Source organism: Methylobacterium sp. 22177 (assembly GCF_052045615.1).
In the GTDB taxonomy this organism is placed as follows: domain Bacteria; phylum Pseudomonadota; class Alphaproteobacteria; order Rhizobiales; family Beijerinckiaceae; genus Methylobacterium; species Methylobacterium radiotolerans.
This window is the reverse complement of sequence record NZ_JBQEPK010000020.1, coordinates 45,790-69,142: the sequence shown is the minus strand read 5'-3', so window position 1 is coordinate 69,142 and position 23,353 is coordinate 45,790. Positions and strand designations below refer to the sequence as shown.

At 71.4% G+C, this 23,353-nt stretch carries 21 protein-coding genes and 1 pseudogene; 14 read left to right on the top strand and 8 right to left on the bottom strand.

The window, feature by feature from the left end:
- Positions 1–29: 29 nt before the first annotated feature.
- Positions 30–2,747 carry a valine--tRNA ligase gene (locus tag ACTJK8_RS18475; protein ID WP_440762336.1) on the top strand — a complete coding sequence of 906 codons (2,718 nt, stop codon included), beginning with the start codon at positions 30–32 and terminating at the stop codon, positions 2,745–2,747.
- A gap of 70 nt (positions 2,748–2,817) precedes the next feature.
- Here ACTJK8_RS18475 and ACTJK8_RS18470 read toward each other — a convergent pair whose 3' ends face one another.
- Positions 2,818–3,183 carry a hypothetical protein gene (locus ACTJK8_RS18470; protein ID WP_024828097.1) on the bottom strand — a complete coding sequence of 122 codons (366 nt, stop codon included), beginning with the start codon at positions 3,181–3,183 and terminating at the stop codon, positions 2,818–2,820.
- Between the two features lie 326 nt (positions 3,184–3,509).
- Between ACTJK8_RS18470 and ACTJK8_RS18465 the strand changes: the two genes are divergently transcribed.
- Positions 3,510–5,036, top strand: coding sequence for a Do family serine endopeptidase (locus tag ACTJK8_RS18465; protein WP_012322318.1), 1,527 nt, complete (start codon positions 3,510–3,512; stop codon positions 5,034–5,036).
- A gap of 115 nt (positions 5,037–5,151) precedes the next feature.
- On the opposite strand, the gene ACTJK8_RS18460 is transcribed toward ACTJK8_RS18465, so the two are convergent.
- The 6 genes from ACTJK8_RS18460 to hpnA form a co-directional block, all read right to left on the bottom strand.
- A complete protein-coding gene (locus tag ACTJK8_RS18460; RefSeq protein ID WP_440762335.1) occupies positions 5,152–5,850 on the bottom strand; it encodes a phosphorylase in 699 nt (232 codons plus the stop codon).
- 233 nt (positions 5,851–6,083) lie between these two features.
- Positions 6,084–8,081: a squalene--hopene cyclase gene (gene shc / locus ACTJK8_RS18455; RefSeq protein ID WP_012322316.1), complete on the bottom strand. Its 1,998-nt coding sequence runs from the start codon at positions 8,079–8,081 to the stop codon at positions 6,084–6,086.
- Positions 8,082–8,123: 42 nt separating this feature from the next.
- Positions 8,124–9,425, bottom strand: a complete 1,302-nt coding sequence (gene hpnE / locus ACTJK8_RS18450) for a hydroxysqualene dehydroxylase HpnE (RefSeq protein WP_012322315.1) — start codon at positions 9,423–9,425, stop codon at positions 8,124–8,126.
- The gene (gene hpnD, locus ACTJK8_RS18445) at positions 9,425–10,276 is read right to left on the bottom strand and encodes a presqualene diphosphate synthase HpnD (RefSeq protein WP_012322314.1); all 852 of its coding nucleotides are present in this window, start codon (positions 10,274–10,276) and stop codon (positions 9,425–9,427) included. The genes hpnE and hpnD overlap by 1 nt, the downstream gene beginning before the upstream one ends.
- Positions 10,273–11,169, bottom strand: a complete 897-nt coding sequence (hpnC, locus tag ACTJK8_RS18440) for a squalene synthase HpnC (RefSeq protein WP_012322313.1) — start codon at positions 11,167–11,169, stop codon at positions 10,273–10,275. The genes hpnD and hpnC overlap by 4 nt, the downstream gene beginning before the upstream one ends.
- Positions 11,166–12,194 (bottom strand): hopanoid-associated sugar epimerase, encoded by a 1,029-nt coding sequence (hpnA, locus tag ACTJK8_RS18435; RefSeq protein ID WP_029357992.1) that lies wholly within the window; start codon positions 12,192–12,194, stop codon positions 11,166–11,168. The genes hpnC and hpnA overlap by 4 nt, the downstream gene beginning before the upstream one ends.
- Before the next feature lie 567 nt (positions 12,195–12,761).
- Here hpnA and rpsF point away from each other — a divergent pair.
- The 10 genes from rpsF (at position 12,762) to ACTJK8_RS18385 (ending at position 21,639) form a co-directional block, all read left to right on the top strand.
- Positions 12,762–13,226 carry a 30S ribosomal protein S6 gene (gene rpsF, locus ACTJK8_RS18430; RefSeq protein WP_012322311.1) on the top strand — a complete coding sequence of 155 codons (465 nt, stop codon included), beginning with the start codon at positions 12,762–12,764 and terminating at the stop codon, positions 13,224–13,226.
- Positions 13,227–13,229: 3 nt separating this feature from the next.
- Positions 13,230–13,481 (top strand): 30S ribosomal protein S18, encoded by a 252-nt coding sequence (gene rpsR / locus ACTJK8_RS18425; protein WP_007561044.1) that lies wholly within the window; start codon positions 13,230–13,232, stop codon positions 13,479–13,481.
- Positions 13,482–13,609: 128 nt separating this feature from the next.
- The gene (locus ACTJK8_RS18420; protein ID WP_024828103.1) at positions 13,610–14,659 is read left to right on the top strand and encodes a DUF2232 domain-containing protein; all 1,050 of its coding nucleotides are present in this window, start codon (positions 13,610–13,612) and stop codon (positions 14,657–14,659) included.
- Between the two features lie 41 nt (positions 14,660–14,700).
- Positions 14,701–15,273: a 50S ribosomal protein L9 gene (gene rplI, locus ACTJK8_RS18415; RefSeq protein ID WP_043075047.1), complete on the top strand. Its 573-nt coding sequence runs from the start codon at positions 14,701–14,703 to the stop codon at positions 15,271–15,273.
- A 289-nt stretch (positions 15,274–15,562) separates the two neighbouring features.
- Entirely contained in the window at positions 15,563–17,050 is a 1,488-nt protein-coding gene (locus tag ACTJK8_RS18410; RefSeq protein WP_012322308.1) for a replicative DNA helicase, read from the top strand.
- Positions 17,051–17,277: 227 nt separating this feature from the next.
- Positions 17,278–17,727 carry a cupin gene (locus tag ACTJK8_RS18405; protein WP_012322307.1) on the top strand — a complete coding sequence of 150 codons (450 nt, stop codon included), beginning with the start codon at positions 17,278–17,280 and terminating at the stop codon, positions 17,725–17,727.
- Between the two features lie 10 nt (positions 17,728–17,737).
- Positions 17,738–18,640: an SMP-30/gluconolactonase/LRE family protein gene (locus tag ACTJK8_RS18400; protein WP_024828104.1), complete on the top strand. Its 903-nt coding sequence runs from the start codon at positions 17,738–17,740 to the stop codon at positions 18,638–18,640.
- Positions 18,641–18,699: 59 nt separating this feature from the next.
- The gene (locus tag ACTJK8_RS18395; protein ID WP_440762334.1) at positions 18,700–19,587 is read left to right on the top strand and encodes a VOC family protein; all 888 of its coding nucleotides are present in this window, start codon (positions 18,700–18,702) and stop codon (positions 19,585–19,587) included.
- An 82-nt stretch (positions 19,588–19,669) separates the two neighbouring features.
- Positions 19,670–20,572, top strand: coding sequence for a prolipoprotein diacylglyceryl transferase (lgt, locus tag ACTJK8_RS18390; protein ID WP_440762333.1), 903 nt, complete (start codon positions 19,670–19,672; stop codon positions 20,570–20,572).
- A complete protein-coding gene (locus ACTJK8_RS18385; RefSeq protein WP_053621646.1) occupies positions 20,569–21,639 on the top strand; it encodes a class I SAM-dependent methyltransferase in 1,071 nt (356 codons plus the stop codon). The genes lgt and ACTJK8_RS18385 overlap by 4 nt, the downstream gene beginning before the upstream one ends.
- Before the next feature lie 42 nt (positions 21,640–21,681).
- Here the strand turns inward: ACTJK8_RS18385 and ACTJK8_RS18380 are convergent, their stop codons facing one another.
- On the bottom strand, positions 21,682–21,873 hold the full coding sequence (locus ACTJK8_RS18380) for a hypothetical protein (protein WP_012322302.1): 192 nt from the start codon (positions 21,871–21,873) through the stop codon (positions 21,682–21,684).
- Positions 21,874–22,017: 144 nt separating this feature from the next.
- On the opposite strand from ACTJK8_RS18380, the gene pgeF reads away from it, so the two are divergent.
- Positions 22,018–22,785 carry a peptidoglycan editing factor PgeF gene (gene pgeF / locus ACTJK8_RS18375; protein WP_053621647.1) on the top strand — a complete coding sequence of 256 codons (768 nt, stop codon included), beginning with the start codon at positions 22,018–22,020 and terminating at the stop codon, positions 22,783–22,785.
- 265 nt (positions 22,786–23,050) lie between these two features.
- Positions 23,051–23,353: pseudogene (locus ACTJK8_RS18370) on the top strand (porin family protein); the annotation flags it as partial.

Below are 23,353 nucleotides of genomic sequence, written 5' to 3'. Positions count from 1 at the left end.
GTTTGGACAAGCGCCGGCCCGTACCCGCGATGATGGACAAGACCTTCGAGCCCACCTCCGTCGAGGCGCGGATCTCCGCTGCCTGGGCCGAGGCGGACGCCTTCCGCGCCGGCCGACCCGAGCGCGCCGGCGCTCCGCCCTACTGCATCGTGATCCCGCCGCCGAACGTGACGGGCTCGCTGCACATGGGTCACGCCCTCAACAACACGCTGCAGGACATCCTCTGCCGCTTCGAGCGCATGCGCGGCAAGGACGTGCTCTGGCAGCCGGGGACGGACCATGCCGGCATCGCCACCCAGATGGTGGTGGAGCGGCGGATGATGGAGCGTCAGGAGCCGGGCCGCCGCGAGATCGGCCGCGCGGCGTTCGTCGAGAAGGTCTGGGCCTGGAAGGCGGAGTCCGGCGGCGCGATCGTCAACCAGCTGAAGCGGCTGGGCGCCTCCTGCGACTGGTCCCGCGAGCGCTTCACCATGGACGAGGGCCTGAGCCGGGCCGTGCTCAAGACCTTCGTCGACCTGCACCGGCAGGGCCTGATCTACCGCGACAAGCGGCTGGTGAACTGGGACCCGAAGTTCCAGACCGCGATCTCGGACCTGGAGGTCCAGCAGATCGAGACCAGAGGCCATCTCTGGCACTTCGACTACCCGGTGGTGGACGAGGCTGGCAACGAGACCGGCGCCGTCATCACGGTGGCCACCACCCGCCCCGAGACGATGCTGGGCGACACCGGCATCGCGGTCCATCCCGAGGACGCGCGCTACACCGCGCTCGTCGGCCAGCGCGTGCGCCTGCCGCTGGTCGGGCGGCTGATCCCGATCGTGGCCGACACCTACTCGGATCCCGAGAAGGGCACGGGCGCGGTCAAGATCACGCCCGCCCACGACTTCAACGACTTCGACGTCGGCCGCCGCCACGGGCTCGGCCTGATCAACGTCCTCGACCCCGAGGGCCGGATGCAGCTCGACGGCAACGCCGACTTCCTCGACGGCGTCGCGCCCGAGCCGGAGGCCCTGGCGCTCCACGGCCTCGACCGGGCGCAGGCCCGCAAGGAGGTGGTGGCGCTGATGGAGGCGCGCGGTCGGCTGCGCGCGATCGAGCCGAACACCCACGCGGTCCCGCACGGCGACCGCTCGGGCGTGGTCATCGAGCCGTACCTGACCGACCAGTGGTACCTGAATGTCAAGCCGCTCGCGGAGCGCGCCCTGCAGGCGGTGCGCGACGGGCAGACCAAGTTCGTGCCCGAGAACTACGAGAAGATCTTCTTCCAGTGGCTCACCAACATCGAGCCGTGGTGCATCTCGCGCCAGCTCTGGTGGGGCCACCAGATCCCGGTCTGGTACGACGACGAAGGCGGTATCTTCGTCGCCGAGAGCGAGGAGGAGGCGCGGGCCGCGGCCGAGGCGCAGCGCGGCCGACCGGTCGCCCTCACCCGCGACGCGGACGTCCTCGACACGTGGTTCTCCTCGGCGCTCTGGCCGTTCTCGACTCTGGGCTGGCCGGACTCGACCCAGGAACTCGCGCGCTACTACCCGACCAACACCCTGGTGACCGGCAAGGACATCCTGTTCTTCTGGGTCGCCCGGATGATGATGATGGGCCTGCACCTCACCGACCGGGCGCCGTTCGAGACGGTCTACCTGCACACCCTGGTGCGGGACGCGTCGGGCGCGAAGATGTCGAAGTCCAAGGGCAACGTCGTCGATCCCCTGGAGCTGATCGATCAGGTCGGCGCCGACGTCCTGCGCTTCACCCTCTGCGCGCTGGCCGTTCAGGGGCGCGACATCAAGCTGTCGACCGACCGGGTCCAGGGCTACCGCAACTTCGCGACCAAGCTCTGGAACGCCGCCCGCTTCGCCGAGCTGAACGGCTGCCGCCTCGACCCGGCCTTCGACCCGCGCTCCGCCACCGGCGCGATCAACCGCTGGGCGCTCACCGAGGCGGCCCGCGCGGTCGACGAGGTCACGGGCGCCCTCGAGGCCTTCCGCTTCAACGACGCGGCGGCGGCGGCCTACCGCTTCGTCTGGAACATCTTCTGCGACTGGTATCTCGAGCTCGCCAAGCCTGTGCTCCAGGGCGAGGGCGTCGATCCCGCGATTCGGGCCGAGACGCAGGCGAGCGTGGCGTTCCTGATCGATCAGGTCGCCAAGCTGCTGCACCCGTTCATGCCGTTCCTCACGGAGGAGCTGTGGGCGATCAAGGGCGCCGACCTGCCGGAGCGCGGACTGCTGACCCTGGCCGCTTGGCCGGACCTCGGCGGGCTCGCCGATGCGGCCGCGGAGGCCGAGGTCGGGTTCGTGGTCGATCTGGTCAGCCAGATCCGCTCGGCGCGGTCCGAGACCAACGTCCCGGCCGGCGCGCAGATCCCCCTGGTCATGGTCGGCGCCGCCCCGGAGGTCCGGGCGCGGGCGGAGGCGTGGCGGGACACGCTCCTGCGCCTCGCCCGGCTGTCGGAGATCACCTTCGCGGAGACGCCGCCGAAGAACTCGGTGCAGCTCCTCGTGCGTGGCAGCGTCGCCGCCCTGCCGCTGGAAGGCGTGGTCGACCTCGCCGCCGAGGTCGCGCGCCTGAGGAAAGAGCAGGGCAAGGCGCAGGGCGAGATCAAGAAGATCGACGCCAAGCTCGGCAACGCCGACTTCGTGGCCCGGGCGCCCGAGGAGATCATCGAGGAGAACCGGGAGCGCCGCGAGAGCGAGTCGGCGCGGCTGGCGAAGATCGAGGAAGCTCTGGTCCGGCTCAGCGGCGACTGAGCGCCCGTCCGGGACGCGCCCCGAACCGTCAGGCCGCGTCCCGGCTTGGCCTCGGCGCCCTGCGCCCGCGTCAGCGGCGGGTGCCGAGCGTGCCGGTGAACGCCCGCGGCCCGCCCCAATTGGCGGCGGACGCGTCGTTCGGGGTCCAGAAGCCGTCCTGCGACGCGCCCCGCGGATGCAGGGAATAGTCCGGCGGAACGTAGCCGCCGGCCTGGTTCCAGTAGCCGGGCCGGAAGTTGGCTCCCGATTTCGCGGTGCGCTCATCGCCGGGGCGGCGCGTATCGACGCCGTATGTCCCGTCGGAAACGCTGCACGGCGCGCGACTTCTGACGACAGGCTTCGCGTCGAAGTAATCACGGTAATCCGCGTAAGACTCGACCGCCAGCGCGCCGACAGTCGACCCGAAAAACATGGCAGCCGCCAGCAGCGCCTTCATTGTCGATCCCTCCGCCTACACGCTCGGTTCTAGCAGCACCGAGTTTACGCCGGCCTGCCGAACTGAGCGGTAATTTAGATCGACTCCCGGAAACTGCGGTGTCGGACGGCACGGGCCCGGATCCGGCTCGGCCGGCGCCGCGACGTCGGGCCTCCGGTATCGGTCGATCGCCGTGGTCGCGCCGGGGCTTCGCGACCGCTCGGCCACCTGTCCAAACGGTAATTTGATCGCCACGCCCGGGTCAGGCGCCACCCCTTAGACAGATCCCATCGACGGCCGCGACCGCCGGCGTCGTCCCGATCAGTCCCGAGAGGTTGAGACCCCCCATGACCGAGACCCGTCCCACTGGCCGCACCTCGCGCCGCGCCCTCGCCTCCGTGGCGGCCGCCGCGCTGATCGCCGGCGGTGCCGTCGGCAGCGGCTATCTGCCGGCCGCGACCCCGGCCTACGCGCAGGCGCTGCCCAAGTCGCCGATCGAGGCTCCCGAGCACCCGCCGGGCTCGTTCGCCGGCATCGTCAGCAAGGTGAAGCCGGGCGTCGTCTCGGTGAAGGTGAAGCTCGACGACTCGGCGAGCAGCGACGACGACGACGGCCCGAGCCAGGGGCGCAACCTCCAGAACGTGCCGCCGCAGCTGCGCGAGTTCTTCAAGCGCTTCGGCCAGAACGGCCCGGGCGGCATGCAGCCTCAGCATCAGGGCCCGCGCGGCGCGGTCGGCTCCGGCTTCATCATCTCGGCCGACGGCTACGTGGTCACCAACAACCACGTGGTCGACCATGCCAAGACCGTTCAGGTGACGCTGGACGACGGCCGCACCCTCGACGCGAAGGTCATCGGCAAGGATTCCAAGACGGACGTCGCGCTCCTGAAGATCACCGAGGGCTCGAACTTCCCGTACGTGCAGTTCGGCAAGGCCGCTCCGCAGGTCGGCGACTGGGTCGTGGCGATCGGTAACCCGTTCGGTCTCGGCGGCACCGTGACCGCCGGCATCGTCTCGGCCCGGGGCCGCGACATCGGCGCCGGCCCCTACGACGACTTCCTGCAGATCGACGCGCCCATCAACAAGGGCAATTCGGGCGGGCCGACCTTCAACGTCAACGGCGAGGTGGTCGGCATGAACACCGCCATCGCGTCCCCGTCGGGCGGCAGCGTCGGCCTCGCCTTCGCGATACCCGCCGAGACCGTCCAGGCGGTCGTCGACCAGCTCCGCACCGACGGCAAGGTCGCCCGCGGCTACCTGGGCGTCCAGATCCAGCCCGTGACGCAGGATATCGCCGAGGGTCTGGGCCTCGACAAGGCCAAGGGCGCCCTCGTCGACCACGCCGAGAACGGAACCCCGGCGGCCAAGGCCGGCCTGAAGGCGGGCGACGTGATCGAGAAGGTCAACGGCGATACGGTGGACAGCGCCCGCGAGCTGTCCCGCAAGATCGCCGGCCTGAAGCCGGGCGCCAAGGTCGAGCTGAGCTACCTGCGCGGTGGCAAGACCGACACCGCCACGGTGACGCTGGGCACGATGCCGACCGACGGCACCAAGATGGCGAGCCGCGACGACGACTCGGGCAACGGCCAGCCGCGGCTCGGCCTGCAGCTCGCCCCGGCCGGCGATGTCGGCCTGTCGGATCAGGGCGTCGCGGTGGTCCAGGTCGATCCCGACGGCCCGGCGGCCGCCAAAGGCATCGAGGCCGGCGACGTGATCCTCGACGTCGGTGGCCAGAGCGTGTCCCGCCCGGCGGACGTGGCGACGCAGATCCGGGCGGCCGAGACGAGCGGGCGCAAGGCCGTGCTGATGCGGGTGAAGAGCGGCAAGGGCCAGACCCGGTTCGTGGCGGTCTCGCTCAACAAGAAGGCCGGCTGAGGCCGGTTCCTCCCGGCGCGGGGTCCGCCCCGCGCCGTCTCGTGGTGACCTCCGACTCGCGCCGGCCGTGCAGGCCGGCGCTTTTTCGTAGCCACCCTCACCGCGGCTGCGCGTCTCAGCGCCCCGGGGCCGGTATGCCCAGGCCCGGTCCGAGCCGTGTCCGGCACCGTCCCAGCGCCGCGAAGGCGGCGTTCGAGTCCCGAGCGAGGCGCATCAGGTCTCCGAGGCGCGCGCGGCCGCGCGCGAAGGCGAAGAACACGGCGGCGATGTCGGGCTCGCCGTCCGGCGTGAGCGCCGAGGCCGCGAAGGCCGGCAACGCCTGGTCGGCCGGATCGCAGATCACGCGCACGGCCGCGAAGGGCAGGCCGTGCCGGCCCGCGAAGGACGCGGCCACGTGCGATTCCATGTCGACGGCCGCGGCGCCGGTGGTGGTCCGCAGGTCGGTCTTGCCGTCGACCGCGAGAACCGCGGTGTCGACGCCCGCCAGATCCGCCGGGATCACCCGCGGCCCGACGCCGGACAGGATGTTGAGCAGCGTGGCCGACAGGTCGAGATCGGCGGCGCGCCGCCCCTCCTCGCTGACCACGCCGGTGCCGACCACGACGTCGCCGGGCCGGAGCGAGGGATCGAGGCCGCCCGCGATGCCGAAGCTGACCACCGCCCGGCAGCCGGGCTGGGTGCGGGCCTCGAGGAGCTGGCGGAGACGGTGGGGATTGCCGCCGGCCCCCATCGCCTCGACCCCCTCCCCCGCCGCCATGCGGCGCTCGCGGGCGAGGCCGGTGACGGCCAGGACGGGTGCGGCGGGATCGATCATGGCGCGCTCGTGGACCAGTCCGGCGAGGTCCGCAAGCAGGCGCGAGCGCCGGGGCGGGGTCCGGGCCGGATCCGGCGCGGGGGGCGGCTCGTCCGGTCCCGCGGGATCGCTGTCAGAGGAGGCCACGTGTCGGGTACCGGGGCTCGCGGATCGGCTGTCGGGACGGTCGAACGCGCTGCGATCCGGCGGAGCGGAGCCGGCCCGCCGGGCCGGCCCCAGGACGTCGGCGGACGTCACATGCCGAACTGGACGCGCCGGCTGTTGCCACGCTTGAGGTTGCGGAAGCGCGCCATCGCCCAGAGCGGGAAGAACTTCGGGTAGCCATGGTACCGCAGGTAGAACACCCGCGGGAAGCCCGTGGCGGTGTAGCGCTCCTCCTTCCAGAATCCGTCCGCGCCCTGCGTGCGGGTCAGGAAGTTGATGCCCCGGGTCACGGCCGGGTCATCGACCGCGCCGGCCGCCATTAGGGCGAGCAGCGCCCAGGCGGTCTGCGAAGCGGTGGACGAGCCGGGCTCGAAGGCCGGGTCGATCTTGTACGAGGAGGCGTCCTCGCCCCAGCCGCCATCCGGGTTCTGGATCCGGATCAGCCAGGACACGGCCTTCTGGATGCGCGGATCGGCCGGGTCCACCCCGGCGGCGTTGAGGGCGCAGAGCACCGACCACGTGCCGTAGATGAAGTTCATGCCCCAGCGGCCGTACCACGAGCCGTCCTCCTCCTGGTCGTTCAGGAGGTAGTTCACGCCGCGGTCGAGGGCGCGGGAGGTCTCCCGGGTCTCGCCGAGCTGGGACAGCATCCCGACCACGCGGGCAGTCACGTCCGCGGTCGGCGGATCGAGCAGCGCGCCGTGATCCGAGAACGGGATGTGGTTGAGGTACATGTGGTTGTTGTCGGCGTCGAACGCCGCCCAGCCACCGTCCTCCGACTGCAGCCCCTCGACCCACTCGCGGGCGCGGGCGATCGAGGCCTTGTAGTCCGGCATGCCGGCGACGAGGCCGTGCTGGTGCATGGCCCGGTCCATCGCCATCACCACCACGGCGGTGTCGTCGAGGTCGGGATAGTGCGCGTTGGCGTACTGGAACGCCCAGCCGCCCGGCCGGACCTTCGGCTTGCGCGCCGCCCAGTCACCGACGATGTCGAGCACCTGGCGGGGCTTCAGCCAGTCCAGACCGGCGCGGGCCTGGGCCTCGGCCTCGGGGCCGCCCGCCTCGAGCAGCGCGTGGCTCGCGAGCGCCGTGTCCCAGACCGGCGAGACGCAGGGCTGGACGTAGGCCTCGTCGGCCTTCTCGACCACGAGCTTCTCGATCGCGTCGCAGGCGACGCGGACCTGCGGGTGATCGGGCCGGTAGCCCATCACCTCGTACATCAGCACCGAGTTGACCATCGCGGGGAAGATGGCGCCCAGGCCGTCCTCGCCGTTGAGGCGCTCGCTCACCCAGGCGCGGGCCATCTCCATGGCGCGCTGCCGGCTCTTGCGCGGCAGGTGATTCTCGACCCGCTGCAGCACCCGGTCGATGAAGCCGAAGATCGGCGTCCACGGCCACGTGGCGTGGGGGGAGCCCGGCCAGGAGCGGACGCTCTCCGGCGGCGTGACGAACAGCTCCTGCACGCTGATGCCGCGCGGGTTGCGCGCCCGGGGCTTGGTCGCCTGGAGCACGAACAGCGGCACCACGGTGGTGCGGGCCCAGTAGCTGATCTTGTCGAGGTGGAACGGGAACCACTTCGGCAGGAACATCACCTCGACGGGCATCACCGGCACGGCGCGCCACGGCACCTCGCCGTAGAGCGCCAGCATGAAGCGGGTGAACACGTTGGCGTTGGCCGCGCCGCCGCGGGACAGGATGCCCTCGCGCGCCCGGCGCATGTGCGGCGCCTCGATGTCGTCGCCGATCATCTTGAGGGCGAAGTACGCCTTGACCGTGCAGCTCATGTCGAACGGCCCCTCGTGGACGAGGGCCCATCCGCCGTGCCGCCCCTGGGTGCGGCGGAGGTAGTTGCCGATCTTGGCCTCGAGGTCGCCGGGGACCTGCGTGCCGCGGAAATGGTGGAACAGGATGTACTCGGACGGGATCGTGGCATCCGCCTCGAGCTCGAAGCAGATGTGCCCGTCGTCGTGCGCCAGGGCGGTCAGCGCGCGCGTCGCCTGCGCCACGCCGCGCTCGACGTCCTCGAGCGAGATCCCCTGAGTCTTGGAGCGCTGCAGCGCCTCGACTTTGCTTACGGCCTCTCTCATAGTCCTCGCCTCGAACGACCGCCTCGCGGCGGACGCCATGCCTCAAGCTGCGCCGCGCACCTGGGTTCCAGCGCGCACGACAGATCCCGCACGCAAGGAACGTGCGGCCGTCTGGCCCGAGCGGATCGCTCCCTCGATCGTCGACGGCAGGCCGGTGGCGGTCCAATCGCCTGCCAGGACGAGATTGTCGTAGGCGGTTTCGGCCTTCGGGCGCCGCGCGGCCTCCGCCGGCGTCGCCGCGAAGGTCGCACGCTTCTCCTTTACGATCTGCCAGCTGGGCAGGTCCGGTGCAAGGTTGTACAGCTGCGCGATCTCGGCCCAGATCTGCCGCGCGAGGTCTTCGCGAGGCACGTCGAGGAGCCGGTCTGCACCGCTGATCGTGACCGAATACCGGTCCGGATAGGCGAAAAGCCACTCTGTCAGGCTGTTGACGACGCCGAGGACGAGGGGGCTGCCGGGCTTCGGCGCCAGCGCGAAATGCGCGTTCACGATGGAGCGGAATTCCGTCGGGGCGAGGAGACCGGGCAACACCTCCCGGGCCACCCACGGCGGCAGCGCCAGCACGACGCCGTCCTCCGGGCCGAGGCTCTCGGGGCCGTCCGAGAACACGAGTTGCCCGACGCGGCCCTCCGCGCTTTCCAGTCCGCGCAGGCGCCGGCCGAGGCGGATCTCGCAGCCGCGCGCCGTGAGGTAGCGGATCGCCGGATCGACGAAGGCGTAGGACAGGCCCTCGACCGCGACGAGGGGACGGCAGGCCTTGCCGCCCGCGCCCAGGGTCTCGCGCAGGATCCGCGCAGCCAGCCCGACATCGCTGTCGCGGGGCTCGGTGTTGAGGGCCGCGAGCAGCACCGGGTGCCAGAGGCGCCGGTAGAGCGTGCCCTCGCAGGCCATGTGCGCGCCGATGGTTCCGCCCGCGCCCTCCGCCTTGCCGGAGGCCGCGCGCAGGATCCCGAGGGGCGCGAGGTAGTCCCGCGCCCGCGTCCCGGGGACGCGGCGGGCGGGACTCATCACCCACCAGGGCAGCCGCCCCGCGTTGGGCCGCAGCCGCCAGCGCTCGCCGGTCTGCAGGTCGGCGAAGTCGAATTCGGCCACATCCGGGCCGACCAGGGCGTCGGCCGGCGCGCCGACGGTCCGGAGGAAGCCGAGGGAATCGGCGTTGCCGGACAAGAGCAGGTGGTTGCCGTTGTCGATGGTCAGGCCGAGGGCCGGGTCATAGTACGAGCGGCACCGGCCGCCGGCCTGCTTGGCGGCCTCGTGCAGGACCACCCGGGCGCCGGTTTCGGCGAGCGCGACGGCCGCGGAGAGGCCGGCGAGGCCGGCGCCGACGACGTGGACGGTGCCCATCAGATCAGGCCGTGGCGGAGGACGACGCCCAGCAGCGCGAGCTTGCCGGGCTTCACCCGGGCGCGGGGCATCGCCCAGCCGCGCGCGAGGACCGCCTTGAGGTAGAGGTGATAGGCGGCGGCCATCAGCCGGGCGGCCTTGGTCGCCTTGCGGGGGCTGCGCCGGATGATCTCCCAGGTCGCCTGATAATGGTCCTCGGCCTCGCGGGCGAGGGAGACGCAGACCTCGCCGATGCGGGGATGGCTGATCGCCTGGACCGGCGTCGGGTCGGTGAGGCCGATCGCCCGGAGCTTCTCCCGGGGCAGGTAGAGGCGGCCGCGCTCGGCATCCTCGTCGATGTCGCGCAGGATGTTGGTGAGCTGGAGCGCGCGGCCCTGATGCCACGCCAGCCGGATGCCGTCCGCCTCCGGCATGCCGAAGATCCGCACCGACAGCCGGCCGACCGCGCTCGCGACCCGGTCGCAGTAGAGGTCGAGGGTCTCGGCGTCGGGGGCGACGATGTCCTCGACGGCGTCCATCGCCATGCCGTCGATGACCGCCTGGAAATCCTCGCGCTTCAGGCCGAAGCGGCGCACGGGCTCCACGAGGTCGCGCACGCGCGCGGCCGGCCGGCCGGCGTAGAGGGCGTCGATGTCGGCCCGCCAGCGGTCGAGCTCGACCTGCCGGACGGCGCGGGTGCCGCCGTCGTCGGCGACGTCGTCGACGGCGCGGCAGAAGGCGTAGACGGCGTACATCGCCTCCCGCCGCTCCTTCGGCAGCAGGCGCATCGCCGTGTAGAAGGAGGAGCCGGCGGCGGGCAGCGCCGGGGCGGCGCTCTCCGGGTCCTGGGCGGGCGTGGCGGTGGCGGTCACGAGCGGATTCCCTGAGCCGCGGCCCGGACGGTCCGGCCGCGGAAGGGCCGGCGCGCCAGGGTGGCGGCGATGCCGCCCAGCGCCGTCAGCGCGAAGGCGGCCTTGCCGTGATGAACTTTCTCGGAGAGCGGGTCGCGCTCCAGCAGGCCCCGGCTCAGCACGACGGCGAGCCGGTGGATGGCGGCGATCTCCAGTGACAGGCGCAGATCGTCGATCAGGTCCGGCAGGACCGCGCCCTCGTCGAGGAGCTCGAGGCATCGCTGCGCGAGCTCGCGGATCGCGGCCCGGAGCTGCGGCGGCGCCTTGGCCTCGCCGAGCATCGCCACGGTGGCGCCGTGACGGTCCAGGCAATCCTGCGGGAGGTAGACCCGGTCGAGTGCGGCGAAGTCCTTGCCGCAATCCTGGAGATGATTGATGACCTGCAGCGCCGCGCAGATGGCGTCGGAGGCTCGGTAGACCCGGGCCGGATCCTCGCCGTGGACGTCGAGCACGAACCGCCCCACCGGCATGGCCGAGTAGCGGCAGTAATGGATCAGCTCGTCCCAGTCGGCGTAGCGGTTCTTGCGCGCGTCCATGCGGAACGCGTCGAGGAGCTCGAGCGCGTGCCGGGGCGGCAGGCCGCGGGCCGCGAGCTCGCGCTTCAGCGGCTCGGCCTCGGGATCGGACGGCCCGGCGCCCGTGAGCGCGTCGGCGAGGCGATCGAGCAGCTCGAGCTTGCGCTCGGGCGACAGGGCGGCGTGATCGGCCACGTCGTCGCCGGCGCGGACGAAGTTGTAGAAGGCCAGGATCGCGCCCCGGTGGCGGGGATGGATCAGGTGCGAGGCGACGGGGAAATTCTCGTCCCGGTGGCCCTTGCCGGAGCGCGTCGCGGTGGCGGAATCGAGGGTGCTCATGCGAGGTAGCCCGCCTCCCGGAACCACGTGATCGCGTCGGACAGGCCCTCGCGGTAGGGCCGGGCCGTGTAGCCGAGCTCGGCGCGCGCCTTCCGGTCCGAGAAGAACATCCGGTAGCGCGACATGCGGATCCCGTCGATCGTCGCGAAGGGCTGCCTGCCGGTGACCCGGGCGGCGAGCTGCGCGAAGAACGCCACCGGGTACACGGCGGCCCGGGGCAGGTTCACGGTCGGCGGCTTGCGGCCGACCATGCCGGCGATGTCGGCGAGCATCTGCGAGAGGAACACGTCCTCGCCGCCGAGGATGTAGCGCTCGCCGATCCGCCCCCTGCGCAGCGCCAGCAGATGCCCCTGGGCCACGTCGTCCACGTGAGCGAGGTTGAGGCCGGTGTCGACGAAGGCCGGCATCTTGCCGAGCGCCGCCTCCTGGATGATCCGCCCGGTCGGCGTCGGCTTGACGTCGCGGGGACCGATCGGCGTCGACGGGTTGACGATCACCGCCGGCAGGCCCTCCCGGGCGACCATCTCCTCGACCACGCGCTCGGCCACGACCTTGCTGCGCTTGTAGGCGCCGATCGCGGTCTCGGGCGTCAGCGGCATGGTCTCGTCGGAGGGCGTGACGCCGTCGGCCGGCGGTCTGATCGTCGCCACGCTCGACGTGTAGACGACCCGCTCCACCCCGGCCTCGAGGGCGGCGCGCATCATGAGGCGCGTGCCGTCGCGGTTGGTCCGGACGATCTCCTCCATGTCCGGCGCCCAGAGCCGGTAATCGGCCGCGGCATGGATGAGGTAGCGCTGGCCGCGCATCGCCGCCGCCACGGCGGCCGGGTCGCGCATGTCGCCCTCGGCGATCTCCACGTCGGTCCAGGTGAGGTTTCGGCGAGGGCTCGAGGCGCGCACGAGGATGCGCACCGGGAAGCCGGCCCGGCGGAACACGTCGACCAGGGCTGAGCCGAGGAAACCGCTCGCGCCGGTGATCAGCACGGGACCGACCTCGGAGGGGCCGGAAGATGGGGCCTCTGCCATCGCGGATCTGGAGGATTACCGAAAAACCAGCGCGGCCGGGGATCCCCAGCCGCGCCGCGCTTGTGTCATCGAACCGCCCGAGCGGCAAGCCGCGGCGGGTCCGGACGGGGCCGCGCAGCGGCGCCGGGGCGCCCGACACGCCGCCGCGAGGCATCGCACCGACAGGGGTTCCGGATCGGCATCCGGAATGACGGCGCACCGTCGGGCGAAGCGCCTGACACGGAACGGCCGCGCGCCGAGGATGCGGTCCTGGTCGGCGCCGGACAGGGGCGAGGCCGCGCAGAGCCGCATCCGGCTCCGTGATGGGCAAGACGACCTTGCCACGCCCGCAAAAACCGACTATGCGCCGCCCCTCGCGTTCGCTCCGGCCGGGGGCTGAACGGACGGTGCCGCTCGCGGCACAGGGCTCTCCCAGATCCCGTCGTCCGGTGTCTCCGCCTTCGATCAACCGCTCGGGCCTGAAAATCGGCTCGAAGGGCTTGGCGCCGAGCGTAGCGCGAGATGAACCGGCCCGAATCAGCCGCCCTCCGGCGGCCGGGCTCCTTTATGACGATGAAAGGCCCGACGATGCCTCTCTACGAGCATGTGCTCTTGGCCCGCCAGGACGTGACGTCCCAGCAGGTCGAGACGATGATCGACACCTACAAGGGTGTGATCGAGCAGAACGGTGGCCGTCTCGAGAAGATCGAGATGTGGGGCGTGAAGTCCCTCGCCTACCGGATCAAGAAGAACCGCAAGGCGCATTTCGCGCTCCTCAACATCGACGCCCCGCCGGCCGCCATCGCCGAGATGGAGCGCCAGATGCAGATCTCCGAGGACGTGCTGCGCTTCATGACCATCCGGGTCGAGGAGCTCGATTCCGAGCCGTCCGCCATGATGCAGAAGCGCGACCGCGATGACCGCAAGGATCGCGAGCGCGGCCGTCGTCGCGATGATGAGGGCTTCGGTGGCGGTGGCGGCTTCGGCGGCGACCGGGGTGACCGCGGCGATCGCGGTGACCGCGGCGAGCGCAGCTTCGGCGGGGAGGGCTAACCCATGGCATTCGGTGCTGGTGCGGGCGGCGGACGCCGTCCCTTCTTCCGTCGTCGCAAGACCTGCCCGTTCTCCGGCGCGAACGCGCCGAAGATCGACTACAAGGACGTCAAGCTCCTGTCCCGCTACGTGTCCGAGCGCGGCAAGATCGTGCCGTCGCGGATCACCGCGGTCTCGGCCAAGAAGCAGCGCGAGCTCGCCCAGGCGATCAAGCGCGCCCGCTTCCTCGGCCTGCTGCCCTACGTGATCAAGTAGGCCATCGGAACCCGCCGGCCCGGCATCTGCCCGGGCCGGCCCTCTCAGAGGGCGGCTCGCGCCGCCCGATCGTTGGGGCGCGTAGCCGCCTCTAACCCTGCCGCACCGGCAGCGGGACAGCGGACTTCATGGCACAGCACATCGGCATCGGTATCGGCGCGGGCCTCGTCTCCGCACTCCTGTTCGGGGTGCTGCTGAAGGCGACCCCGCTCGCGATCCTGCTCTACCTCGTGGCGCCGCTGCCGATCCTGATCGTCGGCCTGGGCTGGAGCCACAAGGCCGCGCTCGCCGCGGCCGCCGCCGGCAGCCTCGCGCTGGTCCTGGTGATCGCACCCTTCATGGGATTGGCCTTCGCGGCCTACATCGCCCTGCCCGCCTGGTGGCTCGCCTACCTCACGCTCCTCGGGCGCGAGACGCGGGCGGGCCTCGAATGGTACCCGACCGGCCGCCTGCTCGGCTGGATCGCCGCCACGGCTGCCCTCGCCTTCATCGCCATCGCTGTCCTGTCCTCGCCGAACCACGCCACCTTCGACGCGCAGCTGCGCGGCCTCGCCCAGACCCTGGTCCAGACGCGGCTGCCCGCCACCCGCCCGTCCGTCGAGCCCCCGCGCACCGGGACTCCGCGCGCCGACGCGCCCTCGACCGGCAGCGAGGCGGCCGGCAGGGACGGGACGACCGCGTCCGATCCGGCTCCGCAGGCCGATGCCGATCCGGCGGACGTCACGCGGGCCGAGGTGGCGGACGCCCTCGCCCGCGTCGTGCCCGCCTTCGCGGCCAACGGCCTCGCGCTGCTCCTGGCCTTCTATCTCTGGGCCTCGGCCCGGATCGTGAAGATCTCCGGACGCCTGCCGCGGCCCTGGCCCGACATCCCCTCCACCGCCATGCCGCGCAGCACGCTCGTGGCGGTCGCGGCGGCCGTCGCGATGTGCTTCGCGCCCGGCTACGTCGGCGTGTTCGGGGTCGCGCTCCTCGGCGCGTTCAGCGCGGCCTTCGCGCTCCAGGGGCTCGCCGCTTTCCACGACCGCTCGCGCGGCCGGCCGGGGCGCGGGCTCATGCTGTTCGGCATGTACCTGATCCTGTTCGTGACCCAGGGCATCGCTCTGGTCGCCCTCACCCTGTTCGGCCTCGCCGACACAGCCCTCGACCGCCGACGTCCCAAGGGCGATCCGGCGCCGTGAGACCCCGGCCCGCGTGGCCGAACACCTGAAGGAGAAAGACCATGGAAGTGATCCTGCTCGAGCGCGTGGCCAAGCTCGGCCAGATGGGCGAGACCGTGAATGTTCGCCCGGGCTTCGCCCGCAACTTCCTGCTCGCCCGCGGCAAGGCGCTGCGCGCGACGGAAGCCAACAAGAAGCACTTCGAGGCCCAGCGCGCCCAGCTCGAGGCCCGCAACCTCGACCGCAAGAAGGACGCGGAGGTCGTCGCCGAGAAGCTGAACGGCCAGAGCTTCATCCTGATCCGGCAGTCGGGCGAGACCGGCGTGCTCTACGGCTCGGTCTCGACCCGCGACCTCGCCGAGGTCGTCTCGAAGGAGGGCTTCACGGTGGATCGCGGTCAGTTCATCCTGAACCAGCCGATCAAGACGCTCGGCCTGCACACGGTCCCGGTGGTGCTGCACCCCGAGGTCGAGGTCGAGATCACCGTCAACGTCGCCCGCAGCCCCGAGGAGGCCGAGCGCCAGGCCCGCGGTGAGTCGGTCACCGAGCGCGAGGCGTTCAACCTCGACGACCTCGGCCTCGAGGTCGGTCAGGCGCTGGCCGATGCCGGCGAGGGTGCCGACGACCGCGGCTGATCCCGGTTCGAGGTCCCGGCCAGCCAACCGGCCGGCCGGGCGGCGGGGTCCTTGCCCGCCGTGTATACCGGTGAACACTGGGGATGATTGCCCCCGAGGCTTGACACGTTCCAGTTTTGTTCCAGCATGGACGCCCGTCGCTCGCGAGAGTCGGCGGGCGTCCGCTTTTCCGCGCCCCGGCCCGGGAGAACCGGCCGTCGGCTAGGCTTCGGTAACCATACCGGGGTCAAGGTCGTGCGGTGTGATCCTGGCGCGCCCGCCGCGGCGCCTGATACGGAGTCGTCCGCCGATGGCCCTGCCCAATGCGCTCACGGCCAAGCTCGAAGCGGTCCAGGCCGAGTACCGCGTCGCCCCGCACAACATCGACGCGGAGCAGGCGCTGCTGGGCGCGATCCTGGTGAACAACGACGCCTATTACCGGGTGTCGGACTTCCTGCTGGCCGAACACTTCATGGAGGATGCCCACCAGCAGATCTTCACAGTGGCAGCGTCCCTGATCAAGGCCGGCAAGCTCGCCACGCCCATCACCATGAAGACCTATCTGGGCGACGCCGATTTCGGCGGCCAGACGGTCATGCAGTACCTCGCGCGACTGGCCGCCGACGCCACGACGGTGATCAACGCCGGCGAGTACGGCCGCACGATCTACGATCTCGCCATCCGCCGCCGGCTGATCGCCATCGGCGAGGACCTGGTGAACGGCGCCTACGAGGCGCCGGTGGAGGAGTCGCCCCGCGACCAGATCGAGCACACGGAGCGGCGGCTCTACGAGCTCGCCGAGGCCGGACGCTACGACGGCGGCTTCCAGAAATTCTCGGACGCGCTGACCGCCGCGGTCGACATGGCCGCCAAGGCCTACCAGCGCGACGGCAAGCTCTCGGGCATCGCCACGGGCCTGTCCGACCTCGACGCCAAGATGGGCGGCCTGCAGCCCTCCGACCTGATCATCCTCGCGGGCCGCCCGGCCATGGGCAAGACCTCGCTGGTGACCAACATCGCCTTCAACATCGCCAAGGCCTACCGCGGCGAGAAGCAGCCGGACGGCACGACCAAGACCGTGAACGGCGGCATCGTGGGCTTCTTCTCGCTGGAAATGTCGGCGGAGCAGCTCGCCACCCGCATCATCGCCGAGCAGTCGGGCGTGCCGTCCTACAAGATCCGCCGCGGCGACATCCGGCCCGAGGATTTCTACAAGATCACCGACGCCGCCCGGGACATGCAGACGATCCCGTTCTACATCGACCAGACCGGCGGCATCTCGATCGCGCAGCTCGCCGCCCGCGCCCGGCGCCTGAAGCGCCAGAAGGGCCTCGACCTCCTGATCGTCGACTACCTCCAGCTCCTCTCGGGCTCGTCCAAGCGCAGCGACAACCGCGTGCAGGAGATGACCGAGATCACCACCGGCATGAAGGCGCTGGCCAAGGAGCTGGCCGTGCCGATCATCGGCCTGTCCCAGCTCTCCCGTCAGGTGGAGAACCGCGACGACAAGCGGCCGCAGCTCGCCGACCTGCGCGAGTCGGGCTCGATCGAGCAGGACGCCGACGTCGTCATGTTCGTGTTCCGCGAGGAGTACTACGTCGGGAACAAGAAGCCTCGCGAGGGCACGGAGGAGTTCTTCGCCTGGGAGGCCGAGATGCAGCGCGTCCACGGCAAGGCCGAGGTGATCCTCGGCAAGCAGCGTCACGGCCCCACCGGCACCGTGGAACTGCAGTTCGACGCGAACATCACCCGGTTCTCGAACCTCGCGCAGACGGACCGGATCCCCGAGCAGATGTGAGCGTCGCGCCGTCCTCGGGAGCGCAGCACGCGACCCAGGCCAGCGCCCCACGGGGAGGCCACGGCGCGACACGGGCTGGCTTCGCTACGCTCGCACCGTCGCGGAAGCCGTCCGCTCATCCGGCCCCGGAACGACGTCTGGGGCATCCGGGCCTTCGTCGGCAGACGCGAACCATCGCCAAGCCCGGCCGTTGTGGGAGGGTGAGTCCCGCCGCGGCAGGAGCGACGATGAGTGAGCCGACCCCTCCGAAGATGCCGTACTGGCACGTCTACACCGATGCGGAGGGTGTGAGCCGCCAGGAGCTGTTCCACCTCGAGCGGTTCAAGTTCGAGGGGATCAACCCCGAGACCGCGCCCCAGTGGAACGACAAGATGGATCCTGCGCCGTCGGTCGTGACCTTCACGGTCCTGCCGGTCGGCTGGGTCGGCGAGTGGCACGAGAACCCGCGGCCGCAATGGATCGCGATCCTCTCGGGCCGCTGGTTCGTGGAAACGATGGACGGCCACCGGGTCGAGATGGGCCCGGGCGAGCTTATGATGGGCGAGGATCAGAACACCAAGGAACGGGATGGCAAGAAGGGCCACCTCTCCGGCACGGTGGGCGACGAGCCCTGCACGATGATCGTGACCGGGCTCCAGGTTGAGCCGACCGTCAACCAGCCCGGCCGCTTCAAGTAAGGGCGGCCCCATGGACGGCTTCGAACTCACGCAGCCGCGCTTCAAGGCCTACATCCTGCCGAACGCCCCGCTGCAGAAGCTCGCCGACGGGTTCCGCTGGACAGAGGGCCCGGTCTGGTTCGGCGACCGCGACGAGCTGCTGTTCTCCGATCTTCCCAACAATCGGGTGATGCGCTGGGCGGAGTACGCCGGCCTGAGCGTCTACCGGGAGGCGGGCGACTTCGAGAACGGCCACGCCCGCGACCGCCAGGGGCGGATGCTGTCCTGCTCGCACCGCGGCCGGCGCATCCATCGGACCGAGCTCGATGGCCGCATCACCAGCCTCGTGGAGCGCTACCGCGGGCGGCGGCTGAACTCGCCCAACGACATCGTCTGCAAGTCGGACGGGACGATCTGGTTCTCGGATCCACCCTACGGCATCCAGACCGACTACGAGGGCGGCAAGCAGGAATCCGAGCTGCCCGCCGCCGTCTACCGCTTCGACCCCCGCGACGGCTCGCTGCGGGTGGTGGCCGACGATTTCCAGGGCCCGAACGGGCTCTGCTTCTCGCCCGACGAGCGGCGGCTCTACATCGTCGAGACCGGGCTGCAGTTCGACACCGACCCGCTGCAGCACGTGCGCGTGTTCGACGTGGCCGAGGACGGCAGCCTGTCGGGCGGCTCGGTGCTCTTCAAGATCGCGCCCGGCAATGCCGACGGGATCCGGTGCGACGAGCACGGCAATGTCTGGTCGAGCGCCGGGGACGGGGTCCACTGCATCGACCCCGGCGGCGAACTGGTCGGCAAGATCCTCGTGCCCGCGACGGTCGCCAACCTCACCTTCGGCGGCCGCAACAACAGCCGCCTGTTTCTCTGCGCCTCGCAGGCACTCTACGCGATCTACGTGAACGTGCGGGGGGCACCGCTCCTGTGAGCGGCATCGCTCCCCCGAGCGGCATCGCTCCCAAGAGCGGCACCGCTCCCAAGAGCGGCGTGCGCGCCCTCGTCGGCTTCGGCCGCACCGTCGCGGACCTCGCCGTCACCGAAGCCTTCTACCGGGACGGGCTCGGCTTCGCGCGGATCGCTCCACCGGAACCCCTGCCCGGCGCGCAGGCGGAGGCGATGGGCCTCGCGGGCCGGCGCGCCACGCAGCTGCGCATGCGGCTCGGCGGGCAGAGCGTGACATTCCTGACGGTGGATCCGCCCGGCGCGCCCTACCCGGCCGATCCAGCGGCGACGGATCCGTTCTTCCAGCACCTGGCGGTCCCGGTCCGCGACATGGGGGCCGCGGCGGCGCAGCTGGCACGGCTCGCACCGATGCCGATCAGCCGCGGCGGGCCGCAGCGTCTGCCGGCCTCCACGGGAGGCGTGACCGCCTACAAGTTCCGCGACCCCGACGGGCATCCCCTGGAGTTGATATACTTTCCCGACGGGCCCGCCGCGACCCGCTGGCGCGACGCGCCGGGCCTGTTCCTGGGAATCGACCACTCGGCGATCACCGTCACCGACCTCGACGCCACCCTGGCCTTCCTGACCGGGTCCCTGGGGCTGTCGGTGGCGGAGCGCGGCCTGAACCGCGGGCCGGAGCAGGCGCGCCTCGACGGCGTCGACGATCCGCAGGTCGACGTGATCGCCCTCGAGCCTCCGGAGCCCGCGCCGCACGTGGAGCTCCTGCATTACCGCACGCCCGCGACCGAGCGGCGGCTCGTCTTCGGGCCCGCCGACCGGGCCTCCACCCGCTCCGTGTTCACCGCGGCGGACCCGCAGTCCCTCTCGCACCGCCTGCGCGAGAGCGGACAAACTCCGCTGACCTCCGCCGACGGCGCGGCCGCCTATTGCGCCGGCCCGGACGGACACGGCTTCTTGTTCGTGCGCGGCTGAGGCCGCGCTTTCGGAAGGGGGCCTCCGGGCTTGACGCGTCGCCCCTCCGGCGTCCAAGCCGGCCGCCCCGGAGGTGAGATAGATGCCGCTCCTCGCCCTGCCCTTTCCGGCCATCGATCCGGTGGCGATCGCGATCGGGCCGATCACGATCAAATGGTACGCGCTCGCCTACATCGCCGGCCTGATCGGCGGCTGGTACTACGCGCGCCGCCTCGTCACGGCCGACGGTCTCTGGGGCGTGGTGAAGCGCCCGCAGGTCGCCGACATCGACGACCTCGTCGTCTGGGTGGCGCTCGGCGTCGTGCTCGGCGGGCGGATCGGCTACGTGCTGTTCTACAATCTGCCGATGTACATCTCCGATCCGTGGGAGATCCTGGCGATCCGCAACGGCGGCATGTCGTTCCACGGCGGCTTCGTCGGGGCGATCCTGGCCTTCGTGCTGTTCGCCCGCGGCAAGGGCCTCAACGCCTACACGCTCCTCGATATCGGCGCCGTGGTGGTGCCGATCGGCCTGTTCTTCGGCCGGATCGCCAATTTCGTGAACGGCGAGCTCTGGGGCCGGGTCGCGCCGGACTTCCCCTACGCGATCGTGTTCCCGAGCGGCGGGCCGCTGCCGCGCCACCCGAGCCAGCTCTACGAGGCGGCCACCGAGGGCCTGCTGCTGTTCATCGTGATGGCGCTCAGCGTCCGCCGGTTCGGCTTCCGCAAGCCGGGGCTCCTCGGCGGCATCTTCGTCCTCGGCTACGCGCTGGCCCGGACCTTCTGCGAGTTCTTCCGCGAGCCGGATCGCCAGCTCGGCTTCCTGTTCGGCGACCATGTCGGTCCGATGGGCGGCGGCGTGACCATGGGCATGCTGCTGTGCGTGCCGATGATGATCGTCGGCCTCACCTACATCGTGCTGGCCGCGACCGGCCGGACACGTCCCCGCCATCCCGTCGAGGCGCCGGCGGCCGAGGCGGCCCGCAAGGCGGCCGTCGAGGCGTGACACCGCTCGGAGCCGAGATCGCGGCGCTGATCCGCCAGAACGGGCCGATCGGTGTCGACCGCTACATGGCCCTCTGCCTCGGGCACCCGGTCCACGGCTACTACCGCACCCGCGATCCCCTGGGCGCCCAGGGCGACTTCACCACCGCGCCCGAGATCAGCCAGATGTTCGGCGAGCTGCTCGGTGCCTGGACAGCCTACGTCCGCGGCTCGATCGGGGCGCCGGATCCGCTCCTCCTGGTGGAGCTGGGGCCCGGCCGCGGCACGCTGATGGCGGACGCGCTGCGCGCCTTGCGGGCGGCGCTCCCCGGGGTGCGCGTGGCACCGCACCTCGTCGAGACGAGCCCGGTGCTGCGGGCCGCGCAGGCCCGCGCCCTCTCCGGGACCGGCGCCGTGTGGCACGACAGCGTCGATACGCTGCCCGAGGGGCCCACGATCATCCTGGCCAACGAGTTCTTCGACTGTCTGCCGGTGCGCCAGTTCGAGCGCCGGCCGTCGGGCTGGCACGAGCGGCAGATCGGCCTCGATCCGGCGGGCGGTCTCGCCTTCGGCCTGTCGCCGGAGCCGGTCCCGGGCCTCGTGGCGGACGGCCCGGACGGCGCGCTGATGAGCGTGCCGGCGGCCGGCCTCGCGCTGATCCGCGCGCTGGCCCGACGGCTGGTTTCCGGTGGAGGCGCCCTGCTGGTCGTCGATTACGGCCATGTCCGCCCGGGCTTCGGCGACACCCTCCAGGCGCTGGCAGGACATCGTTTCGCCGACCCGCTGGCGGAGCCTGGCGAGGCGGATCTGACGCATCACGTCGATTTCGCCGCCCTCGCCCAGGCGGCCCGGGCCGAGGGCGCAGCGATCCACGGTCCGGTCGATCAGGGTGACTTCCTGGCGGCGCTCGGCCTCGGCGCCCGTGCCGAGCGGCTGAGGGCACGGGCCAATCCGGCGCAGGTCACCGCGATCGATGCGGCCGTCACCCGCCTGACCGATCCGGGCCGGGGCGGCATGGGCAGACTGTTCAAGGTGCTGGCGGTGAGCGGCCCGTCCCTCGGGCCGCTCCCGGGATTTCCGGCGCCCTGAGCCGCCGGGAAGGTCCTCGGCCCCGAACGGGGTCGGGATCGCTCAGCCGAAGGAGCCGAAGCCGGAATCGGTCTGGCTGGCGGGCCGCGGCGTCGGCGGCGCGGGCGGGTTGAGGTCGGTCGGGTCGAAGGCGGCGGGCTCTCCCGTGACGGGGTGGGCAGGCGCACTCGGGATCCGGGGCTCTTCGGCCTCGGGCGTCTCGGGCAGGGCGTCGGTCTCGATCCCTCGTGACATTGCGATCCTTCTCAAGGCGGAGCCGGATCGGCTCCATACTGCAATGCAGCAAGAATCTGACGCTTGAACGACATCGTCAAGGGTCCGCCCTTGCGCTATCGGGGCGCGACAGGGGCAAGCGCGAGGCCGACCGTGACCGCAGGCATGTTCATCGAGGCGCCGGAACTCTCCGCCCACGCGGGCATGCGCCACGCCTTCTTCACCCGCGTCGGCGGGGTCTCGGAGGGCCTGTACGCGTCGCTCAACGGCGGCCTCGGCTCGCAGGACGCGCCGGAGCGCGTCGCCGAGAACCGGGCGCGGATGTGCGCGCGGCTCGGCCTGCCGCCGGACCGGCTCGTGAGCCTGTATCAGGTCCATTCGGCCGAGGTGGTCACCGTCGAGGCGCCCTTCGCGGAGGAGCGGCCGAAGGCCGACGCCATGGTGACGCGGGTACCGGGCTTGGCGCTCGGCATCGCCACCGCGGATTGCGGGCCGATCCTGTTCGCGGACCCCGAGAACGGCGTCGTCGGCGCAGCCCATGCCGGCTGGAAGGGGGCGCTCACCGGCGTGATCGGCGCGACCGTGTCGGCGATGGAGGCGCTCGGGGCGCGGCGGAGCCGGATCGTCGCCGTCCTGGGACCGACGATCGGGCAGGCCTCCTACGAGGTCGGCCCGGACTTCGTCGCGCGGTTCCGGAGCGACGCCCCCGGCATGGAGCGCTTCCTCGGCCCCGGCACGCGGCCCGGACACGCGCAGTTCGACCTCCCGGGCTTCATCCTGGCCCGGCTGGAAGAGGCCGAGATCGGTGAGGCTACCGCCCTGAACCTCTGCACCTACGCGGATCCCGAGCGGTTCTACAGCTACCGGCGGACCACCCATCGCGGCGAGGCGGATTACGGCCGTCTCATCTCCGCGATCGCGCTCGTCCCCTGACCGCGCGGTTCCTCACGATGCGGGGGTGCGACACTTTGTCGACCGCGAGACCGAAAAAAGCGTAGCCGTAAATGAACCTTGGCCATTCGGCCGCGTTCAGGGGTTAAGGTGCCGGGGAAAACGGCGGGTTGCCACAAGGGGCCGCGAGAGCGGTCGGCGACACCGCGGAGCGCAAAGCAACCCTGGAACCGCTGGAACGCAGCCAGACCCGGTTCCGCAACCGTTCCCGCGACGGACGGCGCGGACCACCAGTGAGGACCAGATCATGAAATCCATGCTCCGTGTGACCACGGCCCTCGCGGGCGTCGCCTTCGCCGGCTCGGCCTTCGCGGCCGACCTGCCGCGCCGCGCCGCCCCGCCGCCGGTGTTCACCCCCGTCCCGGTCTTCACCTGGACCGGCGCCTACTTCGGTATCAACGCCGGCTACGCCTTCGACGCCAGCGACCGCAACACCGGCAACACCTTCGCGGTGCCCTTCCCCTACGCCGCCCCCGGCACCGTCGCCTCCTTCCGCAACCGCAGCCAGGACGGCTTCTCCGGCGGTGGCCAGATCGGCTACAACTGGCAG

What these genes read in the sequence shown, in the direction of transcription:
- ACTJK8_RS18470 (WP_024828097.1), bottom strand. Translation starts at nt 3,183, where the DNA reads ATGAAGGCGCTGCTGGCGGCTGCCATGTTTTTCGGGTCGACTGTCGGC.
- ACTJK8_RS18400 (WP_024828104.1), top strand. Translation starts at nt 17,738, where the DNA reads ATGGACGGCTTCGAACTCACGCAGCCGCGCTTCAAGGCCTACATCCTG.
- ACTJK8_RS18460 (WP_440762335.1), bottom strand. Translation starts at nt 5,850, where the DNA reads ATGATCGATCCCGCCGCACCCGTCCTGGCCGTCACCGGCCTCGCCCGC.
- ACTJK8_RS18475 (WP_440762336.1), top strand. Translation starts at nt 30, where the DNA reads ATGATGGACAAGACCTTCGAGCCCACCTCCGTCGAGGCGCGGATCTCC.
- rpsR (WP_007561044.1), top strand. Translation starts at nt 13,230, where the DNA reads ATGGCATTCGGTGCTGGTGCGGGCGGCGGACGCCGTCCCTTCTTCCGT.
- pgeF (WP_053621647.1), top strand. Translation starts at nt 22,018, where the DNA reads ATGTTCATCGAGGCGCCGGAACTCTCCGCCCACGCGGGCATGCGCCAC.
- shc (WP_012322316.1), bottom strand. Translation starts at nt 8,081, where the DNA reads ATGAGAGAGGCCGTAAGCAAAGTCGAGGCGCTGCAGCGCTCCAAGACT.
- hpnC (WP_012322313.1), bottom strand. Translation starts at nt 11,169, where the DNA reads ATGAGCACCCTCGATTCCGCCACCGCGACGCGCTCCGGCAAGGGCCAC.
- ACTJK8_RS18420 (WP_024828103.1), top strand. Translation starts at nt 13,610, where the DNA reads ATGGCACAGCACATCGGCATCGGTATCGGCGCGGGCCTCGTCTCCGCA.
- lgt (WP_440762333.1), top strand. Translation starts at nt 19,670, where the DNA reads ATGCCGCTCCTCGCCCTGCCCTTTCCGGCCATCGATCCGGTGGCGATC.
- hpnA (WP_029357992.1), bottom strand. Translation starts at nt 12,194, where the DNA reads ATGGCAGAGGCCCCATCTTCCGGCCCCTCCGAGGTCGGTCCCGTGCTG.
- rpsF (WP_012322311.1), top strand. Translation starts at nt 12,762, where the DNA reads ATGCCTCTCTACGAGCATGTGCTCTTGGCCCGCCAGGACGTGACGTCC.
- ACTJK8_RS18405 (WP_012322307.1), top strand. Translation starts at nt 17,278, where the DNA reads ATGAGTGAGCCGACCCCTCCGAAGATGCCGTACTGGCACGTCTACACC.
- ACTJK8_RS18465 (WP_012322318.1), top strand. Translation starts at nt 3,510, where the DNA reads ATGACCGAGACCCGTCCCACTGGCCGCACCTCGCGCCGCGCCCTCGCC.
- hpnE (WP_012322315.1), bottom strand. Translation starts at nt 9,425, where the DNA reads ATGGGCACCGTCCACGTCGTCGGCGCCGGCCTCGCCGGCCTCTCCGCG.
- ACTJK8_RS18380 (WP_012322302.1), bottom strand. Translation starts at nt 21,873, where the DNA reads ATGTCACGAGGGATCGAGACCGACGCCCTGCCCGAGACGCCCGAGGCC.
- rplI (WP_043075047.1), top strand. Translation starts at nt 14,701, where the DNA reads ATGGAAGTGATCCTGCTCGAGCGCGTGGCCAAGCTCGGCCAGATGGGC.
- ACTJK8_RS18410 (WP_012322308.1), top strand. Translation starts at nt 15,563, where the DNA reads ATGGCCCTGCCCAATGCGCTCACGGCCAAGCTCGAAGCGGTCCAGGCC.